The 14,438-nt window shown below is 70.6% G+C and carries 13 protein-coding genes and 1 tRNA gene; 9 read left to right on the forward strand and 5 right to left on the reverse strand.

Annotation, left to right across the window (positions count from 1 at the left end; translation table 11 throughout):
• Positions 1–70: 70 nt before the first annotated feature.
• On the reverse strand, positions 71–1,585 hold the full coding sequence (locus tag IAG42_RS22210; protein ID WP_188338710.1) for a recombinase family protein: 1,515 nt from the start codon (positions 1,583–1,585) through the stop codon (positions 71–73).
• 228 nt (positions 1,586–1,813) lie between these two features.
• Between IAG42_RS22210 and IAG42_RS22215 the strand changes: the two genes are divergently transcribed.
• From IAG42_RS22215 to IAG42_RS22225, 3 genes are all read left to right on the forward strand, one after another.
• Complete coding sequence (locus tag IAG42_RS22215; protein ID WP_394811289.1) at positions 1,814–2,083, forward strand: HAD hydrolase-like protein; 270 nt, start codon at positions 1,814–1,816, stop codon at positions 2,081–2,083.
• A 91-nt stretch (positions 2,084–2,174) separates the two neighbouring features.
• Entirely contained in the window at positions 2,175–2,735 is a 561-nt protein-coding gene (locus IAG42_RS22220) for a hypothetical protein (RefSeq protein ID WP_188338711.1), read from the forward strand.
• Positions 2,736–2,741: 6 nt separating this feature from the next.
• On the forward strand, positions 2,742–3,461 hold the full coding sequence (locus IAG42_RS22225) for a class F sortase (protein ID WP_188338712.1): 720 nt from the start codon (positions 2,742–2,744) through the stop codon (positions 3,459–3,461).
• Here IAG42_RS22225 and IAG42_RS22230 read toward each other — a convergent pair.
• The gene (locus tag IAG42_RS22230) at positions 3,394–4,182 is read right to left on the reverse strand and encodes an ANTAR domain-containing protein (RefSeq protein WP_188338713.1); all 789 of its coding nucleotides are present in this window, start codon (positions 4,180–4,182) and stop codon (positions 3,394–3,396) included. The genes IAG42_RS22225 and IAG42_RS22230 overlap by 68 nt on opposite strands.
• 164 nt (positions 4,183–4,346) lie before the next feature.
• On the opposite strand from IAG42_RS22230, the gene IAG42_RS22235 reads away from it, so the two are divergent.
• On the forward strand, positions 4,347–5,342 hold the full coding sequence (locus IAG42_RS22235; RefSeq protein ID WP_188338714.1) for a glycoside hydrolase family 6 protein: 996 nt from the start codon (positions 4,347–4,349) through the stop codon (positions 5,340–5,342).
• Positions 5,343–5,414: 72 nt separating this feature from the next.
• Here the strand turns inward: IAG42_RS22235 and IAG42_RS22240 are convergent, their stop codons facing one another.
• The 3 genes from IAG42_RS22240 to IAG42_RS22250 form a co-directional block, all read right to left on the reverse strand.
• On the reverse strand, positions 5,415–7,352 hold the full coding sequence (locus tag IAG42_RS22240) for a radical copper oxidase GlxA (protein ID WP_188338715.1): 1,938 nt from the start codon (positions 7,350–7,352) through the stop codon (positions 5,415–5,417).
• Positions 7,349–9,313 carry a glycosyltransferase family 2 protein gene (locus IAG42_RS22245; RefSeq protein WP_188338716.1) on the reverse strand — a complete coding sequence of 655 codons (1,965 nt, stop codon included), beginning with the start codon at positions 9,311–9,313 and terminating at the stop codon, positions 7,349–7,351. The genes IAG42_RS22240 and IAG42_RS22245 overlap by 4 nt, the downstream gene beginning before the upstream one ends.
• Before the next feature lie 362 nt (positions 9,314–9,675).
• A tRNA-Lys gene (locus IAG42_RS22250) sits at positions 9,676–9,749 on the reverse strand.
• 211 nt (positions 9,750–9,960) lie between these two features.
• Between IAG42_RS22250 and IAG42_RS22255 the strand changes: the two genes are divergently transcribed.
• The 5 genes from IAG42_RS22255 (at position 9,961) to IAG42_RS22275 (ending at position 14,374) form a co-directional block, all read left to right on the forward strand.
• Positions 9,961–11,256: a peptidoglycan-binding protein gene (locus IAG42_RS22255; RefSeq protein WP_188341544.1), complete on the forward strand. Its 1,296-nt coding sequence runs from the start codon at positions 9,961–9,963 to the stop codon at positions 11,254–11,256.
• Positions 11,257–11,335: 79 nt separating this feature from the next.
• Positions 11,336–12,571 carry an SPFH domain-containing protein gene (locus IAG42_RS22260; RefSeq protein ID WP_188338717.1) on the forward strand — a complete coding sequence of 412 codons (1,236 nt, stop codon included), beginning with the start codon at positions 11,336–11,338 and terminating at the stop codon, positions 12,569–12,571.
• A gap of 179 nt (positions 12,572–12,750) precedes the next feature.
• Positions 12,751–13,347: a lytic polysaccharide monooxygenase auxiliary activity family 9 protein gene (locus IAG42_RS22265; protein WP_188338718.1), complete on the forward strand. Its 597-nt coding sequence runs from the start codon at positions 12,751–12,753 to the stop codon at positions 13,345–13,347.
• Positions 13,348–13,472: 125 nt separating this feature from the next.
• Positions 13,473–13,919 carry a DUF3592 domain-containing protein gene (locus IAG42_RS22270; protein ID WP_188338719.1) on the forward strand — a complete coding sequence of 149 codons (447 nt, stop codon included), beginning with the start codon at positions 13,473–13,475 and terminating at the stop codon, positions 13,917–13,919.
• 26 nt (positions 13,920–13,945) lie between these two features.
• The gene (locus tag IAG42_RS22275) at positions 13,946–14,374 is read left to right on the forward strand and encodes a hypothetical protein (RefSeq protein ID WP_188338720.1); all 429 of its coding nucleotides are present in this window, start codon (positions 13,946–13,948) and stop codon (positions 14,372–14,374) included.
• Positions 14,375–14,438: the final 64 nt, after the last annotated feature.

Below are 14,438 nucleotides of genomic sequence, written 5' to 3' on the forward strand. Positions count from 1 at the left end.
CTACCTGTCGTTCTGCGGGATGCCATCGTATTCAAGCCCGAGTCTCCTGAGGATGGTCCGGAGGCTGCCGTCAGGACCTCCATACGATCTCGATCAGCTCCGGGCGGAACGTGCCCCTCTGCGCGCCGCCCTTCCCGGCGGGTTTGACGACCACGGTCTCGATGGCGCGTTCCAGTTCCTCTCGCTTCTGATCCGTGGTGAAGCAGTTCCAATCGCGCACGACCCGGCCGACCGTCGGACTCGGGCGCTCGAGCATCGGGGCCGGTGGAGCACCGGCCATCTCATGGAGGTGCTGCTCGGCTGCCTCGAGCCGCCGGATTTCCCGGGCAAACTCGGCGAGGGACAAGAGGTTGTCCGCTCGAAGCCGGCGCGCTTCGGCCTTGTCCGCCTCGATCTGCCGTAGCGAGGCGCTCAACGTGCTCGCTCCGGGGGCCGGATCGACGCCCTGCTCCTTGGCCTCGGCAAGTTGCCGACGGAGCCGCTCGAGCAATTGCCCCTCCACGTGATCCTCTACAGGAGGCCCGCTGCGGGAGATCCGTCCACAGCCTCCGTCGGCCGCGCGACAGTAGTAGTGGTAGCCGTGCTTCGCGTAGCTGGCAGTGCCCTTCTGATAGACGCCGGACGAGAGTGTGGCTCCGCACCGCGCGCACTGGAGGATGCCGGTCAACAGGCGTCTGGTCACTGTTGTGCCCTTCGAGCGCCCGCTTCCGGTCTGTTTGCGCGCGTTCAGCTCATCGATCAGCTCGCACCACTCTCGGGGCGAAAGGATGGTTTCCCACGTGCCGATGACAGGCTTGCCGTCCGTGCGTTCCACCAGGTACTCGACCGGGTCGAGCCGACCGGACCGCTCGCGGACCTTCTGCGGGATGTAGGACCGGTACCCGCAGAGACGAGGGTTGCGCAGTACGTAGAGCACGCTGCTGTAGCCGATGGTCTTGCCGGGTGGAGTCTGCGGGCCGCGAACGCCCAGCTCCGCCCATTCGCGATGGACCGCGGACACCTTCTTGCCTTGCAGCACATCCTTGTGCGCCTGCCGGACGAGTTCGGCTTCTCGCTCGTCCACATGGTGTGTATCGACCCAACCGAACGCGCGTTGTCCTTTGTGGGGCCTACCGGCTCGGGCGTCGGCCAGCTTCTGCCGGGAGATGCGGCGGGCGGCGTCGGCGGAGAACTTGTTCGCGACCGTCACATAGATCCGTGCCTGGAAGCGTCCGTCGGTGGTCGTGAGGTCGTGGTCCCCTGTTGTGGTTGCGAACGCCATGGGTCGCCGCGCTTGTTCGTAGATGTCGATGAGCCGCTCCAGGTCTCGGGGCTGGCGCGCGATGCGGTCGATGGTGTAGGCGATGACGCCGCTGATCGTGCCCGTCTCCAGGTCCTGGACCATGTCCTCGAATCCAGCACGTCGAGTACGGCGTTTGTAGGCCGAGGTGTCGTTGTCCTCGTAGACGCGATGTACGCGGCATCGTCTGAGCTTGGCCAGGTCGTACACGTCTTCGCGCTGCCTGATCACGCCGTCCCGGCCATCGCGGCCGTCGCCCAACTGCCCGACGTCCGAGATCCTGGTGTATCCGCCGACCACGATCATGCCTGCCCCCTGGCGCCTGTTGACGCTAGTGGTGATGGCGCGGCACCAACTTACGACGCCTTCGCCCTGGCATAAGTGCGAACCTAATATTTCGGTGGAATCAAGGGAGCCGTCCGGCTGGGGGTCTGGGGGTCGTCCCCCAGAAGGCACAGCATCTGCACCAACCCGGACGAGACCGGCCCCTCCACCGAGGGACCGCTGCCCGCCACCGGCGCCGTCGCCGCGCTCATCACCAAGGCGACCGGCAAGCAGCCCTACTTCGCCGGCAAGCCGCACCCGCTGATGATGCGCACGGGGCTCAACGCGATCGGGGCGCACTCCGAGACCGCCGCCATGATCGGCGACCGGATGGACACCGACGTGCTGGCCGGGCTCGAGGCCGGGATGCAGACGTTCCTCGTGCGGACCGGGCTCACCAGCGACGCCGACATCGAGAAGTACCCGTTCCGGCCGTCCACCGTCGTCGACTCCATCGCGGACCTCGTCGACCTCGTCTGACCCTGGGGTCCCGGTCTGACCTGGGGTTTCCCGTTCCCGAGATGCGGAACGGCGCCGCGCGCGTGAACCTGCCAGTACCAGGAGGTTCACGATGCGTACAGGACTGCTCGCTCTCCGTGCCGCAGGGGCGGCCGCCGTACTGGTGACGATCCCGGCCGCCGCCGCGCACGGGGCGCAGGACGGGGGATCGGTCACCGTCAGCCCGCAGGCGGCCCCACCGGGTACGGACGTCGAGCTCGCCGTCACCGGATGCGCGGGCACGGCGGGGCGTGCCGTGTCCGACGCGTTCGTCTCCGCCGCCGTCCTCGCGCCCGCCGCGGACCGTTCCGCGCTCACCGCCGAGGCCCGGGTCGCATCTTCCGCGAAGCCCGGCGCGCACGAGATCACGGTGACCTGCGACGGCGTCGAGACCAAGACCAAGGGCACCGTCCGGGTCCTGGAGCGCGGCGCCTCGCCCGCCCCGACCCCGACCGCCGCCGTGCACGCGGGCGGCGGCGGAGCCGCGGCCCGGCTGGCCGCCGCCGAACAGGCCGCCGAGGGCCCCGGCACCCGGCACGCCGTCATCGGACTGGTGCTCGCCGCGATCGCCGCCGTGGCCGTCGCCTGCCGCAGCGTCCGGCGCCGCCGGAACCCGTCCGAGGGCCCCCGGTAGGCCGCCATGAAGGACCGCGACCGACAAGGCCCGGGCGGCGGCCGGATGCTCACCGGCGTGGCCTGGGCGGTGCTCCTGCTCGGCCTGTGGATGTGGGGCCGCGGCGTCACCGACGTCAACCTGTCCTCGCCGACGACCGGTGACGCGGCCGCCGTCGGCCGCCCGCTCGGCGTCACCATGCCTGCCGCGCACAGCCCCGTCCGGGCCGCGAAACCCCAGCGCATCGACGTGCCCGCACTCCACGTGCAGGCGCCCGTCGTCGAGCGCGGACTCGACGGCAGCGGAGCCGTCGACCCGCCGCCCTACGCGCAGGCGGGCGTCGTCGGCTGGTACGGCGCGGGCGCGCAGCCGGGGGAGCGGGGCACGGCCCTGTTCGTCGGGCACGTCGACACCGAGACCCGGCCCGCCGTGTTCTTCCACCTCAGCGAGGCGAAGCCCGGCGACACGGTGAAGGTGGTGCGCGACGACGGCTCCGTCGCCACGTTCACCGTCGACGACGTGCAGGTCCTGTCCCGCGACCGCTTCGACCCGGCCACCGCCTACGGGCCGCGCCGCCCCGGCCGCGCCGAACTCCGCCTCATCACCTGCGGCGGCACCTTCGACAGGGCCACCCGCACCTACACGGCGAACGTCGTCGTCTCCGCCTACCTGTCCGGCCTCACGGACGCGCCGAAGGAGCCGGATCCGGAGCCGGAGAAGGAGAAGGAGAAGGTCCGGGCGGGGTGAGGTCGTCGCCGAGGTCCCGGGCCAGGACGGCCCCGGCGACCCGGTCCAGCGGCATCCGCCTGCTGCGCGCGTACCGGCGCAGGACCGAGAACGCGGTGTCGGGAGAGGCGCCCCAGCGCTCCGCCAGCATCCCCTTCGCCTGCTCGATCCGTACCCGGCTCGCGAGCGCCCGCTCCAACTGCCGTGCCAGGTCCCGCTGTTCGGCGTAGGCGCGGTGCCGGTCCAGGCCCGCGGCCGCCGCGTCGGCGAGCGCGCCGGCGAATGCGGCATCGTTGTCCACCGGCGCCGACCGGGTCAGGACGCTGAGCGCGCCGACCGGTGTCCCGAGCCGGCGCAGCGGCACCGCGTGCGCCGTCGTGACGCCGTGCCGCCGGGCCAGCGCGGTGAACGCGGGCCAGCGCGCCGCCGCCACCGTGCCCGTCACCCGCACCCCGGCCACCGCCCGTCCGGTCGCCAGCGCCTCGCGCGCGGGCCCGGCGAGTGCGTCGGCGCCCAGCAACTCCCGTACGGCGGCCTCCTGTTCGGGGGCGCAGGCGGGCGACGGGTGGGGGAGGCCGTCCGGTTCGGCGAGGGTGACGCCGGCCGCCTGCGCGCCGAGCAGGTCCACGCAGTGGCCGGCGAGGCGGGACAGGTGCGCGGCGGGGTCGAAGTCGTCGTCGAGGGTGTCCGACAGCTCCAGCACCGCCTCGGCCAGACGCAGCGCGCGAGCCGGGTACGTCATGTCCCGCTCCCCCCTTCCACGCCGTCGCCGTACGAGTCCTGGTCGCGGCCTACCCCGGCCCGGACCGGCTGTAACAGGTCGTGGACAAGGACCGTACGGCCTCGAAGCGCGGCCGGGGCGTATGTCACGATTGAGGACCAGACAGTGCACCCAAGGGGGAGTGGATGTACCGGAAGATGAGGGCTGGAGCGGTCGTCGTGGGGGCGGCGCTGCTCGTGTCCGCGTGTTCCTCCGGAGGCAAGGACGAGGGCGATGCTCAGCCTCCCGTGAAGCAGCAGCCCAAGAGCGCCGACCCGTTCTGGGTCAACCCCGACAGCAAGGCCGCGCAGGCCGTCGCGGGCCTGGAGGAGGACGGCAAGGACGAGGAAGCGAAGACCGTCCGCAAGATCGCCGAGCAGCCCAGCGGCGAGTGGATCACCCCGGAGAACGCGACGGACCAGGCCCGTGGTTACACGGAGGCCGCGGAGAAGGCCGACCGGGACGCCCTGCTCGTCCTCTACAACATCCCGCACCGCGACTGCGGGAACTACTCGAAGGGCGGCGCCGCGGACGGCAACGCGTACCGGGCGTGGATCGACCAGGTCGCGGCCGGCATCGGGGACCGCCCGGCGACGGTCATCCTCGAACCGGACGCGGTCCAGCACATGGTGGACAACTGCACCCCGGAGCAGTTCCACGAGGAGCGCTACGACCTCCTCAAGGGCGCCATCGGCAAGCTCAAGTCGCTGAAGAACACGACGGTCTACCTCGACGCGGGCAACGCGGGCTGGGGCAAGCCGGACCAGATGTTCGAGCCCCTGAAGTGGTCCGGCGTCGAGCAGGCCGACGGCTTCTCGGTGAACGTGTCGAACTTCTACTCCACCGAGGACTCGGTGAAGTACGGCAAGGAGCTGTCCGGGAAGGTCGGCGGCAAGCCCTTCGTCGTCGACACGAGCCGGAACGGGAACGGGCCGTACACGGGCGGCAATCCGGACGAGCGCTGGTGCAACCCGCCCGGCCGCGCCCTCGGTGAGACCCCGACCACCAAGACGGGCGACCCGCTCGTGAAGGCCTACCTGTGGGTCAAGCGCCCCGGCGAGTCCGACGGCACCTGCAAGGGCGGCCCGAGGGCGGGCGAGTGGTGGAGCGAGTACGCCCTGAAGCTGGCTGCTTCTTCGTAGCGAGAGGACGTGAAGGAGGGGTACGGGGCCGCGTCCCGTACCCCTCCTTCTTCTTGTCCTGCTCCCAGTGCCCTACGGCACGTGCACCCACTGGGCCTTGCTCGGGGTGCCCCGGTCGTCGGTGACGAACAGCATGTACCAGCCCGACTCGACCAGCGACCGGTTCTCCGGGACGGTCACCGTCACCGAGTCCGCCGTCTTCTTCAGGTCCAGCGCGATGGACGTCTGGTCCACGTCGGTGACGTGCGTGGAGGCGCTGGGCCGGATCAGCCGGGCCGTCTTGATCGACGACGCGTGGCTGGTCTGGTACGTGGCCGAGCCGCCCCGCGCGATCGTCTTCTGACCGCCCTCCAGGGTGGGCCGCGAGTCCCGGTACAGGTACGGCGGCGTGTAGATCTCGATGCGCTGCTCGAACACGCCGGGCTTCGTGTTGGCCTTGTCCGCGTACAGCGAGTCCGAGCCGAAGAACAGCACCCGGCCGTCGGGCAGCAGGATCGAGCCCGAGTGGTAGTTGCGGCCGACCAGCGGGTCGGCGACGCTGCGGAAGGTGTTGGACTTCGTGTCGTAGAGCCGGGCCTGGAGGATGTTGGAGTCACCGCGGCCGCGGTAGTCCTCCGAGCCGCCGGAGACGAGGATCGAGTCGTCCGGCAGGATCGAGGACTGCGGGTAGCGGGTGCCCTTCTCCAGCGTCGGGCCGTCCGTGAACTTCGGGTTCGCGTCCTTGAGGTCGACGATCCGCGTCTTGTTGCTGGACAGCTTGGACTCGCCGACGCCACCGCCGCCGACCACCATGTACCGCTGGTCCTGCGCGGGCGGCAGCTCGACCGTGCCGGCCGTCTCCATCAGGTTCGCGTCGGACAGGCCGGGGATCTTCCGGAACGTGTTGGTCCGCAGATCCCAGATGCCGGGCTTGCGGCCCACGTTGTCCGGGCCGTAGCCCGCGTTGGCGCCCGAGTAGAAGATCTTCCCGTTCGCCATCTGGAACAGCGCCGGGTACGTCGGGAACTGGCGCTGCTTCTTGAGGTAGGTCCACTTCTTGGTCTTCGGGTCGTAGACCTCGTTCTTGCCGGGCACCAGCTGCCCGATCTCGTCGAGGCCGGACACGGAGAGGACCTTGCCGTCCGAGAGCGTGGTCAGCGTGGGGTACCAGCGCGCCTCGTTCATCGGGTCGACCTTGATGTACTTCTCGGCGACCGGGTCGAACTCGTAGGAGTCGCGGATCCCCTGGAAGTCCTTCTTGTCCAGGGCGAGCTTCTGCGCGATGCCGTACACGTTGCGCGCGTCGGCGCCGGTCAGGCCCTGCACCCGGTAGTTGTCCTGGGTGCCGGTCTCGTACTTGGTGCCGGAGCGCTGGGCCTCGACGTAGACGCGGCCCAGCCCCGGGTCGTTGCGGACGAACTTGCCGGTCGCCGGGTCGAAGACCTTCTTCGCGCGCTCGATCGTGATGTTGTCCTTGGCGACGAAGGTCTTGCCGTTCTCCTTGCCGGTGAAGCGGGTGCCGGCCTTGATCGTCTTCGGCGCGTCCGGGTCCTCGTTGTGCACGATCATCAGGCCGCCGGCCTTGGTGACGTCACCGCGCAGCTTCTCGTAGCGCTTGGTGCCGCCCGCGATCAGCAGATTGCCGTTCGCCAGCTGGGTGTGGCCCGTGCAGAACAGGTCGCTCGGCGTCGGGATCTTCTTGATCGAGCCCTTCACCGGGTCGTAGAGCCGGGTGTCGAACTTCTTCGCGTCGAAGTTCTTCTGGTTGTTGCCCGAACCGGCCACCAGCAGGATCTTGCCGGTGTGGAGCAGCGCCGCGTGGATCGTGTTGAGGCGCATGTCCTGCGGGAACTGGACGACGTCCCACTTGCCGTTGTCGGCCTTGTACTCCGGTCTGTTGATCTTGTACTCGTGGTACTTGGCCGACCCGAAGCGATACAGCCAGGGCCCGTTCATCCCGGCCAGCGCCAGTACCACCACCGAGCCGATGGCTATGCGTCGGGCCCGGCGGCGGCTCGCACCGTCTTTCACTTGTTACGTCCCCCCAGGGAGATCTGCATGGTCTCGTCGTTGCCCCCGCCGGCGGCCCAGGTGGGCTTCTGCTGCGGGGCCCCGTGCGGGCCCGCGGCGTGCCGGGGGCCGGTCGCCTGCGGCGGCACGGCCTGCTGCTGAGGCGGCGCCGTCTCCGGCGCGGGCGGCTTCGGCTTCTTCCGGTCCTGGCGCAGCATGTACCGCCAGGCGAACATCGGCGTGGCCGTGATCAGCAGGGCGAAGCAGGCCCAGGTGATCATCGCCGGGTGGGCGTGACCGAGGACGAATCCGGCGGTCATCGAACCGGCGAAGATCAGGATGAAGTACCAGTGGTACCGGAAGGTGCCGAACCAGCGGTCGGGGCTGGCGGAGTCGCCCTTGGGCGTGACCACGAACTTGCTCTTGCGGCGCAGCAGCGAGTCGAACAGCGCCTTCGCGTACAGCGGGGCCGAGAGGGCCGACATCACCATGCCGGCCACGCCGCCGGAGCCCTCGGGCTCGTGCGGCGACACGTTGTGCCGGCGGTTCCAGATGTAGAGACCGATCTGCAGCGCCGACGCGTTGCCGTACAGCATCAGCCAGATCGTCGGGTCGATGTTCACGCCCGAGGCGCCGAGGCCCAGGAACAGGGCGCAGCTGAGCGCCGCGAGGATCCAGTTCATGGCCGACATCGGGTAGAAGATGATCATCATCGTGTAGTTGAAGAGCTTGCTCGGCGGGAGCGAGTACCAGCCCTTCCAGTACTGCTTGAGGATCGTCTCGTACGTACCGCGCGACCAGCGCATCTGCTGGGTGAAGAAGTCCGTCCAGGCGCTCGGGCCCTCACCGACGGCGAGCACGTCCGGGGTGTACACGGAGCGCCACTTCTTCCCGGTCGCCGGGTTCTTGGCGCGGTGGATCTCGAAGCCCGTCGCCATGTCCTCGGTGATCGAGTCGTACAGGCCGCCGATCTGCTTCAGGGCCGAGATCCGCACCGCGTTCGACGTGCCGACGAACATGGGGGCGCCGTAGCGGTTGCCCGCGCGCTGGATCAGCGCGTGGAACAGGAACTGCTGGGACTCGGCGGCCTTGGTGACGAAGTTGTCGTAGTTGCCGTAGACCTGCGGGCCGATCACGAAGCCGACGTTCGGGTCGCGGAAGAAGCCGAGCATCCGCTCCAGGTAGTTCGGCAGCGGCACGTGGTCGGTGTCGACCGAGGCGAAGTAGTCGTAGGCGTCGCCGTGCGCGTCCAGCCAGGCGTTGTAGTTGCCGTGCTTGGTCTTGGCGCGGTGCGGGCCCTTCGCCTGGTTCCACTTCGCGACGCCCTTGCGGGAGAAGTGGTGCACGCCGAGCCGGGCGCAGACCTCCTTGACCTCCGGGTCGTCGCCCTCGTCGAGCAGCCACACGTGCAGCAGGCCCCGGTGGCGCAGCTTGACCGCCGCCTCCAGGGTCTTCGTCACCATCTCGATCGGCTCCTTGCCGGGCACGAACGAGGTCAGGAAGGCGACCCTGGTGCCCGTCTCCGGGACCACCGGGATCGGGTCGCGGGCGACGAGGGTGGCGTGCGCGTTCGACAGCACGTTCATGCAGCGGAAGAACTCGATCAGGCCGATCGAGACGAGCATGACGATGTCGAGGGCCGGCAGGAAGTCGTACTCCACGTAGTCGCGCTCGGTCCAGTGCTCGGGCTGGAGCAGCCAGAACAGCAGGACGAGCGAGAGCAGCGGGGCCGCGCCCAGCATGAGCGCGGCGCGGATGCGGTGCGGCTCCTGGCTGAGCAGGGAGCGGTACTGCACCGTGTACGGCTTGTTCGGGTCGGGCTGGGTGAGGGGCCCGGCGAGCCGGCTGTAGTGCTCGTAGTCGTACCGCGGCAGCGATTTCTTGATGCGCCGGAAGCCGCCGGTGCGGTGCGGTGGCACCCGCAGCTGGGTCGTCTCGGACGGGTCGAAGCCCTCGCGGGCGCCCGTCGGCGTCGACGTCATGATGAGTCATCCCCCCGCACGCGAGTCACCGCGTGGTTGTCGGTTCTCACCCGGGTCCGGTCCCCCTTGACCGCTCCCGGGTGTGTCAGTGGCAGGCCACCGTCCCACCCGTACTAAGACTGGAACGACGACCTTCCGGTTGCATGATGCCCCCCTCGACATCGCTTCATGAACGGGACCCCCGTCCCCGCCCCGCAACTGTCCCGCCCCGCAAGCCTCATGGGAGCCGATAGCTCCAGGACAGGGTGCTGGGCCCGACGTCATGATCGCAAGGGCGAAGGGGTCCAGCTCGCATGTACGAGAACGGCCTGACCCGAACACGACGAAAGCCCCCCGTTTTCACGGAGGGCTTTCGGTGTCGGTGCGCCGCCAGGGACTCGAACCCCGGACCCGCTGATTAAGAGTCAGCTGCTCTAACCAACTGAGCTAGCGGCGCCTGCTGACCTGCGTAACTCTACCCGATGCCCGGGGGTGGGCATGACCATCGGGGGTGTGCGACGCGCCGATGGGTGGGCGAATTGTGATGATTTCCATCTTTTGCACCGTCAACATGCGATATGTGCAGACAGTTGAGACGCTTCCTGCGTGCGAACACGAGGCACATCAGTGAGGGGAATCGCATGGACGGCATTCAGGACACGGAGCGCATGGCGACCCCGGCGTTCGAGGACGTGACCCCGGCGGGCGACTGCGACTGCGCCGGCTGCGTCCAGGGCCGCCTCGCGGCCTCGCCCCCGGCGCCCACCGGCATCGGCGCCCGCCACGCCCTGGTCGTCGCCGCCACCGCCGGCACCGTCATCGGCGGACTGCAGGCCGCCCCGGCCAGCGCCCAGCGTGCCGACCACCACGAGGTGAGACCGGGCGACCCGGCCCCGCCCGGTGAGGGCACCGTGTCGACCCCGCAGGGCGGCACGAGCCCGCTGCACGGAGCCCCCGGCTCCGCCGCGTCGAGCGTGGAGCTCGCCCCGGGCGCCGTCCGCGCCACGACCCGGGCCGCGATCATCAACCGCGCCAAGACCTGGGTCGCCTCCAGGGTCCCGTACGACATGAACCGGTACTGGAAGGACGGGTACCGGCAGGACTGCTCGGGCTTCGTCTCCATGGCCTGGGACCTGCCCGGCAACGAGTGGACGGGCAGCCTCGCCCGCTACGGCACCAAGATCTCCAAGGCGGACCTGCAGCCCGGCGACATCCTGCTCTTCCACAACCCGGACGACCCGGAAAAGGGCTCGCACGTCGTCATCTTCGGCGGCTGGACGGACTACACGCGCAGCTACTACATGGCGTACGAGCAGACCCGCCCCGCCACCCGCCGGCAGGCGACCCCGTACAAGTACTGGTCCTACTCCAGCCGCTACGTCGCCTACCGCTACAAGGGCGTCAAGGCGGGCAGCACCTCGGGCTCGGCCTCGACGACGAAGTTCCCGGGCGCCCAGGCCTTCGGGCCGGGGGCGAACAACGCGTACGTCACCCAGCTCGGGCGGCTGCTCGTGGAGCGCGGCGGCAAGCGGTTCTACACCGAGGGTCCGGGCCCGCGCTGGGGCGAGGCCGACCGCAAGGCGACGCAGGCGTTCCAGAAGGCGCAGGGCTGGACCGGCGCCGACGCGGACGGCATCCCGGGCCCGACGACCTGGTCGTACCTGGTCACCGGCAAGGGCAAGGACATCCCGGCCGACGGCGCGGGCGGACCGGAGGCGGACCGGGTGCCGGCGTACCCGGGGGCGTCCGCGTTCCGGCCGGGCGCGAGCAGCGACGCGGTGACGCGGATGGGCCGGCAGCTCGTGAAGAAAGGATTCGGCAAGTACTACACGCAGGGTCCGGGCCCGCGCTGGGGCGAGGCCGACCGGCGGGCCGTCGAGGCGTTCCAGCGGGCCCAGGGCTGGAGCGGCAGGGAAGCCGACGGCTACCCGGGTCCCGAGACCTGGCGGCGGCTGTTCTCGTGAGCGGCCCGGTGCGGACAAGGCGGCGCGGACGGGCGGCGGCGGCAACTCAGTGCGGAGGCGAGTCAGTGCGGAGGCGAGGATGAGTACGACCGCGGAACAGCCGGAGAGGGCGCTGGGCCACCCGGCGCCGATCGCGGACGACGACCCGGGCGCGCGGGCGCCGCGCGGGGCGGCGGGGGAACCGGGCAGGGGCTCCCGGCGGGGGGCTCCCCGTGAGGCCCCCGGTGACGCCCGGGGGACCCGGGTGATCCACAACGAGGCGACCACCGAGATCCCCGTACACCTGTTGTTCCGGGACGACCCCGATCCGGAGGCCGAGCCCGTGGCGGTGCGGTCCGCCGTGGTGGGGAGCGGGACCGGGGGCGGGCGGCCCTCGCCGGTGCGGCCGCATCTGCGCACACCGGTGCGGCCGGTGCCGGTCGTCGACCCGGAGCTCGCCGAGCGGGCGGGCCGGACGCTGCCCGGCGCGCTCGGGGTGTTCGGCGGGGCGCTGGGCGCGGCCGGGACCGCGGTGTCGCTCGGCTGGGCGGGGGCGCTGCCGCGGATCATGACGGAGGTCGCCGGGCTGCCCGGGTACGAGGGCGTCGGGCTCGGCCCGGTGCAGTGGGCGGCGGTGGCCGGGTCCGGGGCGCTCGCCCTGTTCGGCTTCGGCGGGCTCGCGCGCGGGCGGGCCGGGCGCGCCTGGGTGCTCAGTCTGTGCGGCCGGTACCGGGGCAGCGTGCGCCGGACGGGCCTGATGTGGGTCAACCCGTTGCTGCTGCGGCGCCGGATCGACGTACGGCTGCGGCACTGGCGCAGTGAGCCGATGCCGGTGGTCGACGCGAACGGCACGGCGCTGCGCGTCGTCTGCCTCGTCGTCTGGCGGATCAGGGACACGGCGAAGGCGGCCCTCGGCGTCGAGGACCACGAGGAGTACCTGCGCGAGTGCGTGGAGGCGGGCCTGGCGCGCGTGCTGTCGCAGCTGCCCGCCGACGCCTTCCACGAGGACGCGCCCACGCTGCGCAACGCCGAAGCCGTCGGCGACCTGCTCACGCGCCGGCTGGCGACGGACGCCGCGCCGGTCGGCATCGAGGTCTTCTCGGCGCAGCCGACCCGGATCGAGTACGCCCCCGAGGTGGCCGCGGCGATGCGTCGCCGCCGGGTCGCGGCGCTGGACGCCAAGCACCGGGACTCGGTGCTGTCCTCGGTCGTGGACTCGGTGGAGGACACAGTGACGCGGCTGACGACGCGCGGTCTGGTCGAGCTGGACGACTACGAGCGCAAGGCGCTGGTGAAGGACCTGACCGTCGCGTTCTACACGGGACGGGGGGAGTAGGGAGGGCGCCGGGCCCTGGAGGAGGGGGTTCCGGCAGTCATGGGCAGCTCTTCGATTGGTATGGACATGTTCAACTACCGCCCCTACATTGGGCGTTGGTCTAGACCTGGACGATCCAAGCATCGAACGACCGCTGTGCACGGCTACCGGAACTCCCCACACCCCCCAGGAGCGGCAGCATGCGAAAGAAGATCTACGCGGCCCTGCTCGGCCTGACCACCGCCGGAGCCTTCGCGCTCTCGGCCGGCGGCGCCAGCGGCCACGGCTACACGGACCTCCCCATCAGTCGGCAGAAACTCTGCGCCAACGGCACCGTCACCGGCTGCGGCAACATCCAGTGGGAACCGCAGAGCGTCGAGGGCCCCAAGGGCTTCCCGGCCGCGGGCCCCGCCGACGGCCAGATCTGCTCGGCGAACCACGGCGAGTTCGCCGCCCTCAACGGCCCGAAGCAGCCCAATGGCCAGGCCTGGCCCACCACCAAGGTGACGGGCGGTCAGAGCTACACGTTCCGCTGGCAGTTCACGGCGCGGCACTCCACCACGGACTTCCGCTACTACGTCACCAAGGACGGGTGGGACGACAGCAAGCCGCTCACCCGTGCGGCCCTGAACACCACCCCGTTCCTCACCGTCCCCTACAGCGGCCAGCCCCCGGCGACGCTCTCCCACTCGGGCGTCCTGCCGTCCGGCAAGTCGGGTCACCACGTGATCCTCGCGGTCTGGACGATCGCCGACACGGCCAACGCGTTCTACGCCTGCTCGGACGTCACGTTCTGACGGCAGGTTCCGAACGGCGGGCTTCTGGGCCTGCCCTGAGGCGCCCCGCGCTCCGGCGCGGGTAGGTTCCTGTGCACGGCGCCGTGCACAGGAACCGTGCGCGGCAGGGGAGTTCGGGGGAGCTCATGCACGTGATGTTCTACGCGGTGCCGGCGTTCATCGCCTTTGTCGCGCTGTTCGCCGCAGCCACCGAGGTGCGCGGCACGTTCCGGATCGGCGCCGCCTGGCGGGGCGGACGCACGGCCGAGGCACGCTGCCTGCGCGCGTACACGACGGTCGACCCGCACATGGACGGCGACACCCGCACGACCACCACCCAGCACCACGTCTACGAGTTCACGACCCGGGACGGACGCACCCTCCGCATCGAGGAGGAGGGCGGCCCGGCGACGACCGTCGAGGGCGACGTGGTGATCGTCCACTACCGCGACAGCCACCCCGAGCAGGCGACCGCGCACCCGCCCCGGCCCGTGCGGCTGGCCGCGCAGACGCTGGGGGTGCTGCTCTTCATGGCCGTGGTGATCGGCTTCTGCGTATTCTTCGTGGCCGATCTGCCCACTGACGACTTCTGACACTGCTGAACCGGGGGCCCGCGGTCATGGACGGCTTTGTGTTCCACGTACTCTTCCCGCTGCTCATCGCCCTGGCGGTCTGGGCCGGCTGGGCCCTCGTGCGGCGGGTGCGGGAGCGGCGCGCGGCGTGGGGGAGCGGGCTCACCGCGCAGGCGCGGGTGGTCGACGCGTACCAGCGGGTGCAGATGGTCAACGGTGTGGCCAGGCGTATCCAGTGGCACGAGTACGACTTCACCGACCAGGCCGGCCGGGCCGTCCGTTTCAAGGAGACGGGCGGGCCCGCGAGCCGGGTCGCGGGCGACAGCACGCTCGTCCACTACGCCGCCGGGGAGCCGGAGCGGGCCACCGCGTCCGAGCCGAGCCCCGGCAAGGACCTGGTCGGCCTGGTCTTCGGGCTCGGGGTGTTCGGTGTCGGGGCCGTGATCCTGCTCGACGTGACCATCGAGTACTGGTGACGGTTCGGTACCGGTGAGAAACGGTCGGCGGCCCTCCGGTCCGGGACGTCGGACCTCTCCACAT

It is taken from the genome of Streptomyces xanthii (assembly GCF_014621695.1).
Classification (GTDB): Bacteria; Actinomycetota; Actinomycetes; order Streptomycetales; family Streptomycetaceae; genus Streptomyces; species Streptomyces xanthii.

What these genes read in the sequence shown, in the direction of transcription:
- IAG42_RS22210 (WP_188338710.1), bottom strand. Translation starts at nt 1,585, where the DNA reads ATGATCGTGGTCGGCGGATACACCAGGATCTCGGACGTCGGGCAGTTG.
- IAG42_RS22220 (WP_188338711.1), top strand. Translation starts at nt 2,175, where the DNA reads ATGCGTACAGGACTGCTCGCTCTCCGTGCCGCAGGGGCGGCCGCCGTA.
- IAG42_RS22225 (WP_188338712.1), top strand. Translation starts at nt 2,742, where the DNA reads ATGAAGGACCGCGACCGACAAGGCCCGGGCGGCGGCCGGATGCTCACC.
- IAG42_RS22230 (WP_188338713.1), bottom strand. Translation starts at nt 4,182, where the DNA reads ATGACGTACCCGGCTCGCGCGCTGCGTCTGGCCGAGGCGGTGCTGGAG.
- IAG42_RS22235 (WP_188338714.1), top strand. Translation starts at nt 4,347, where the DNA reads ATGTACCGGAAGATGAGGGCTGGAGCGGTCGTCGTGGGGGCGGCGCTG.
- IAG42_RS22245 (WP_188338716.1), bottom strand. Translation starts at nt 9,313, where the DNA reads ATGACGTCGACGCCGACGGGCGCCCGCGAGGGCTTCGACCCGTCCGAG.
- IAG42_RS22255 (WP_188341544.1), top strand. Translation starts at nt 9,961, where the DNA reads ATGGCGACCCCGGCGTTCGAGGACGTGACCCCGGCGGGCGACTGCGAC.
- IAG42_RS22260 (WP_188338717.1), top strand. Translation starts at nt 11,336, where the DNA reads ATGAGTACGACCGCGGAACAGCCGGAGAGGGCGCTGGGCCACCCGGCG.
- IAG42_RS22265 (WP_188338718.1), top strand. Translation starts at nt 12,751, where the DNA reads ATGCGAAAGAAGATCTACGCGGCCCTGCTCGGCCTGACCACCGCCGGA.
- IAG42_RS22270 (WP_188338719.1), top strand. Translation starts at nt 13,473, where the DNA reads ATGCACGTGATGTTCTACGCGGTGCCGGCGTTCATCGCCTTTGTCGCG.
- IAG42_RS22275 (WP_188338720.1), top strand. Translation starts at nt 13,946, where the DNA reads ATGGACGGCTTTGTGTTCCACGTACTCTTCCCGCTGCTCATCGCCCTG.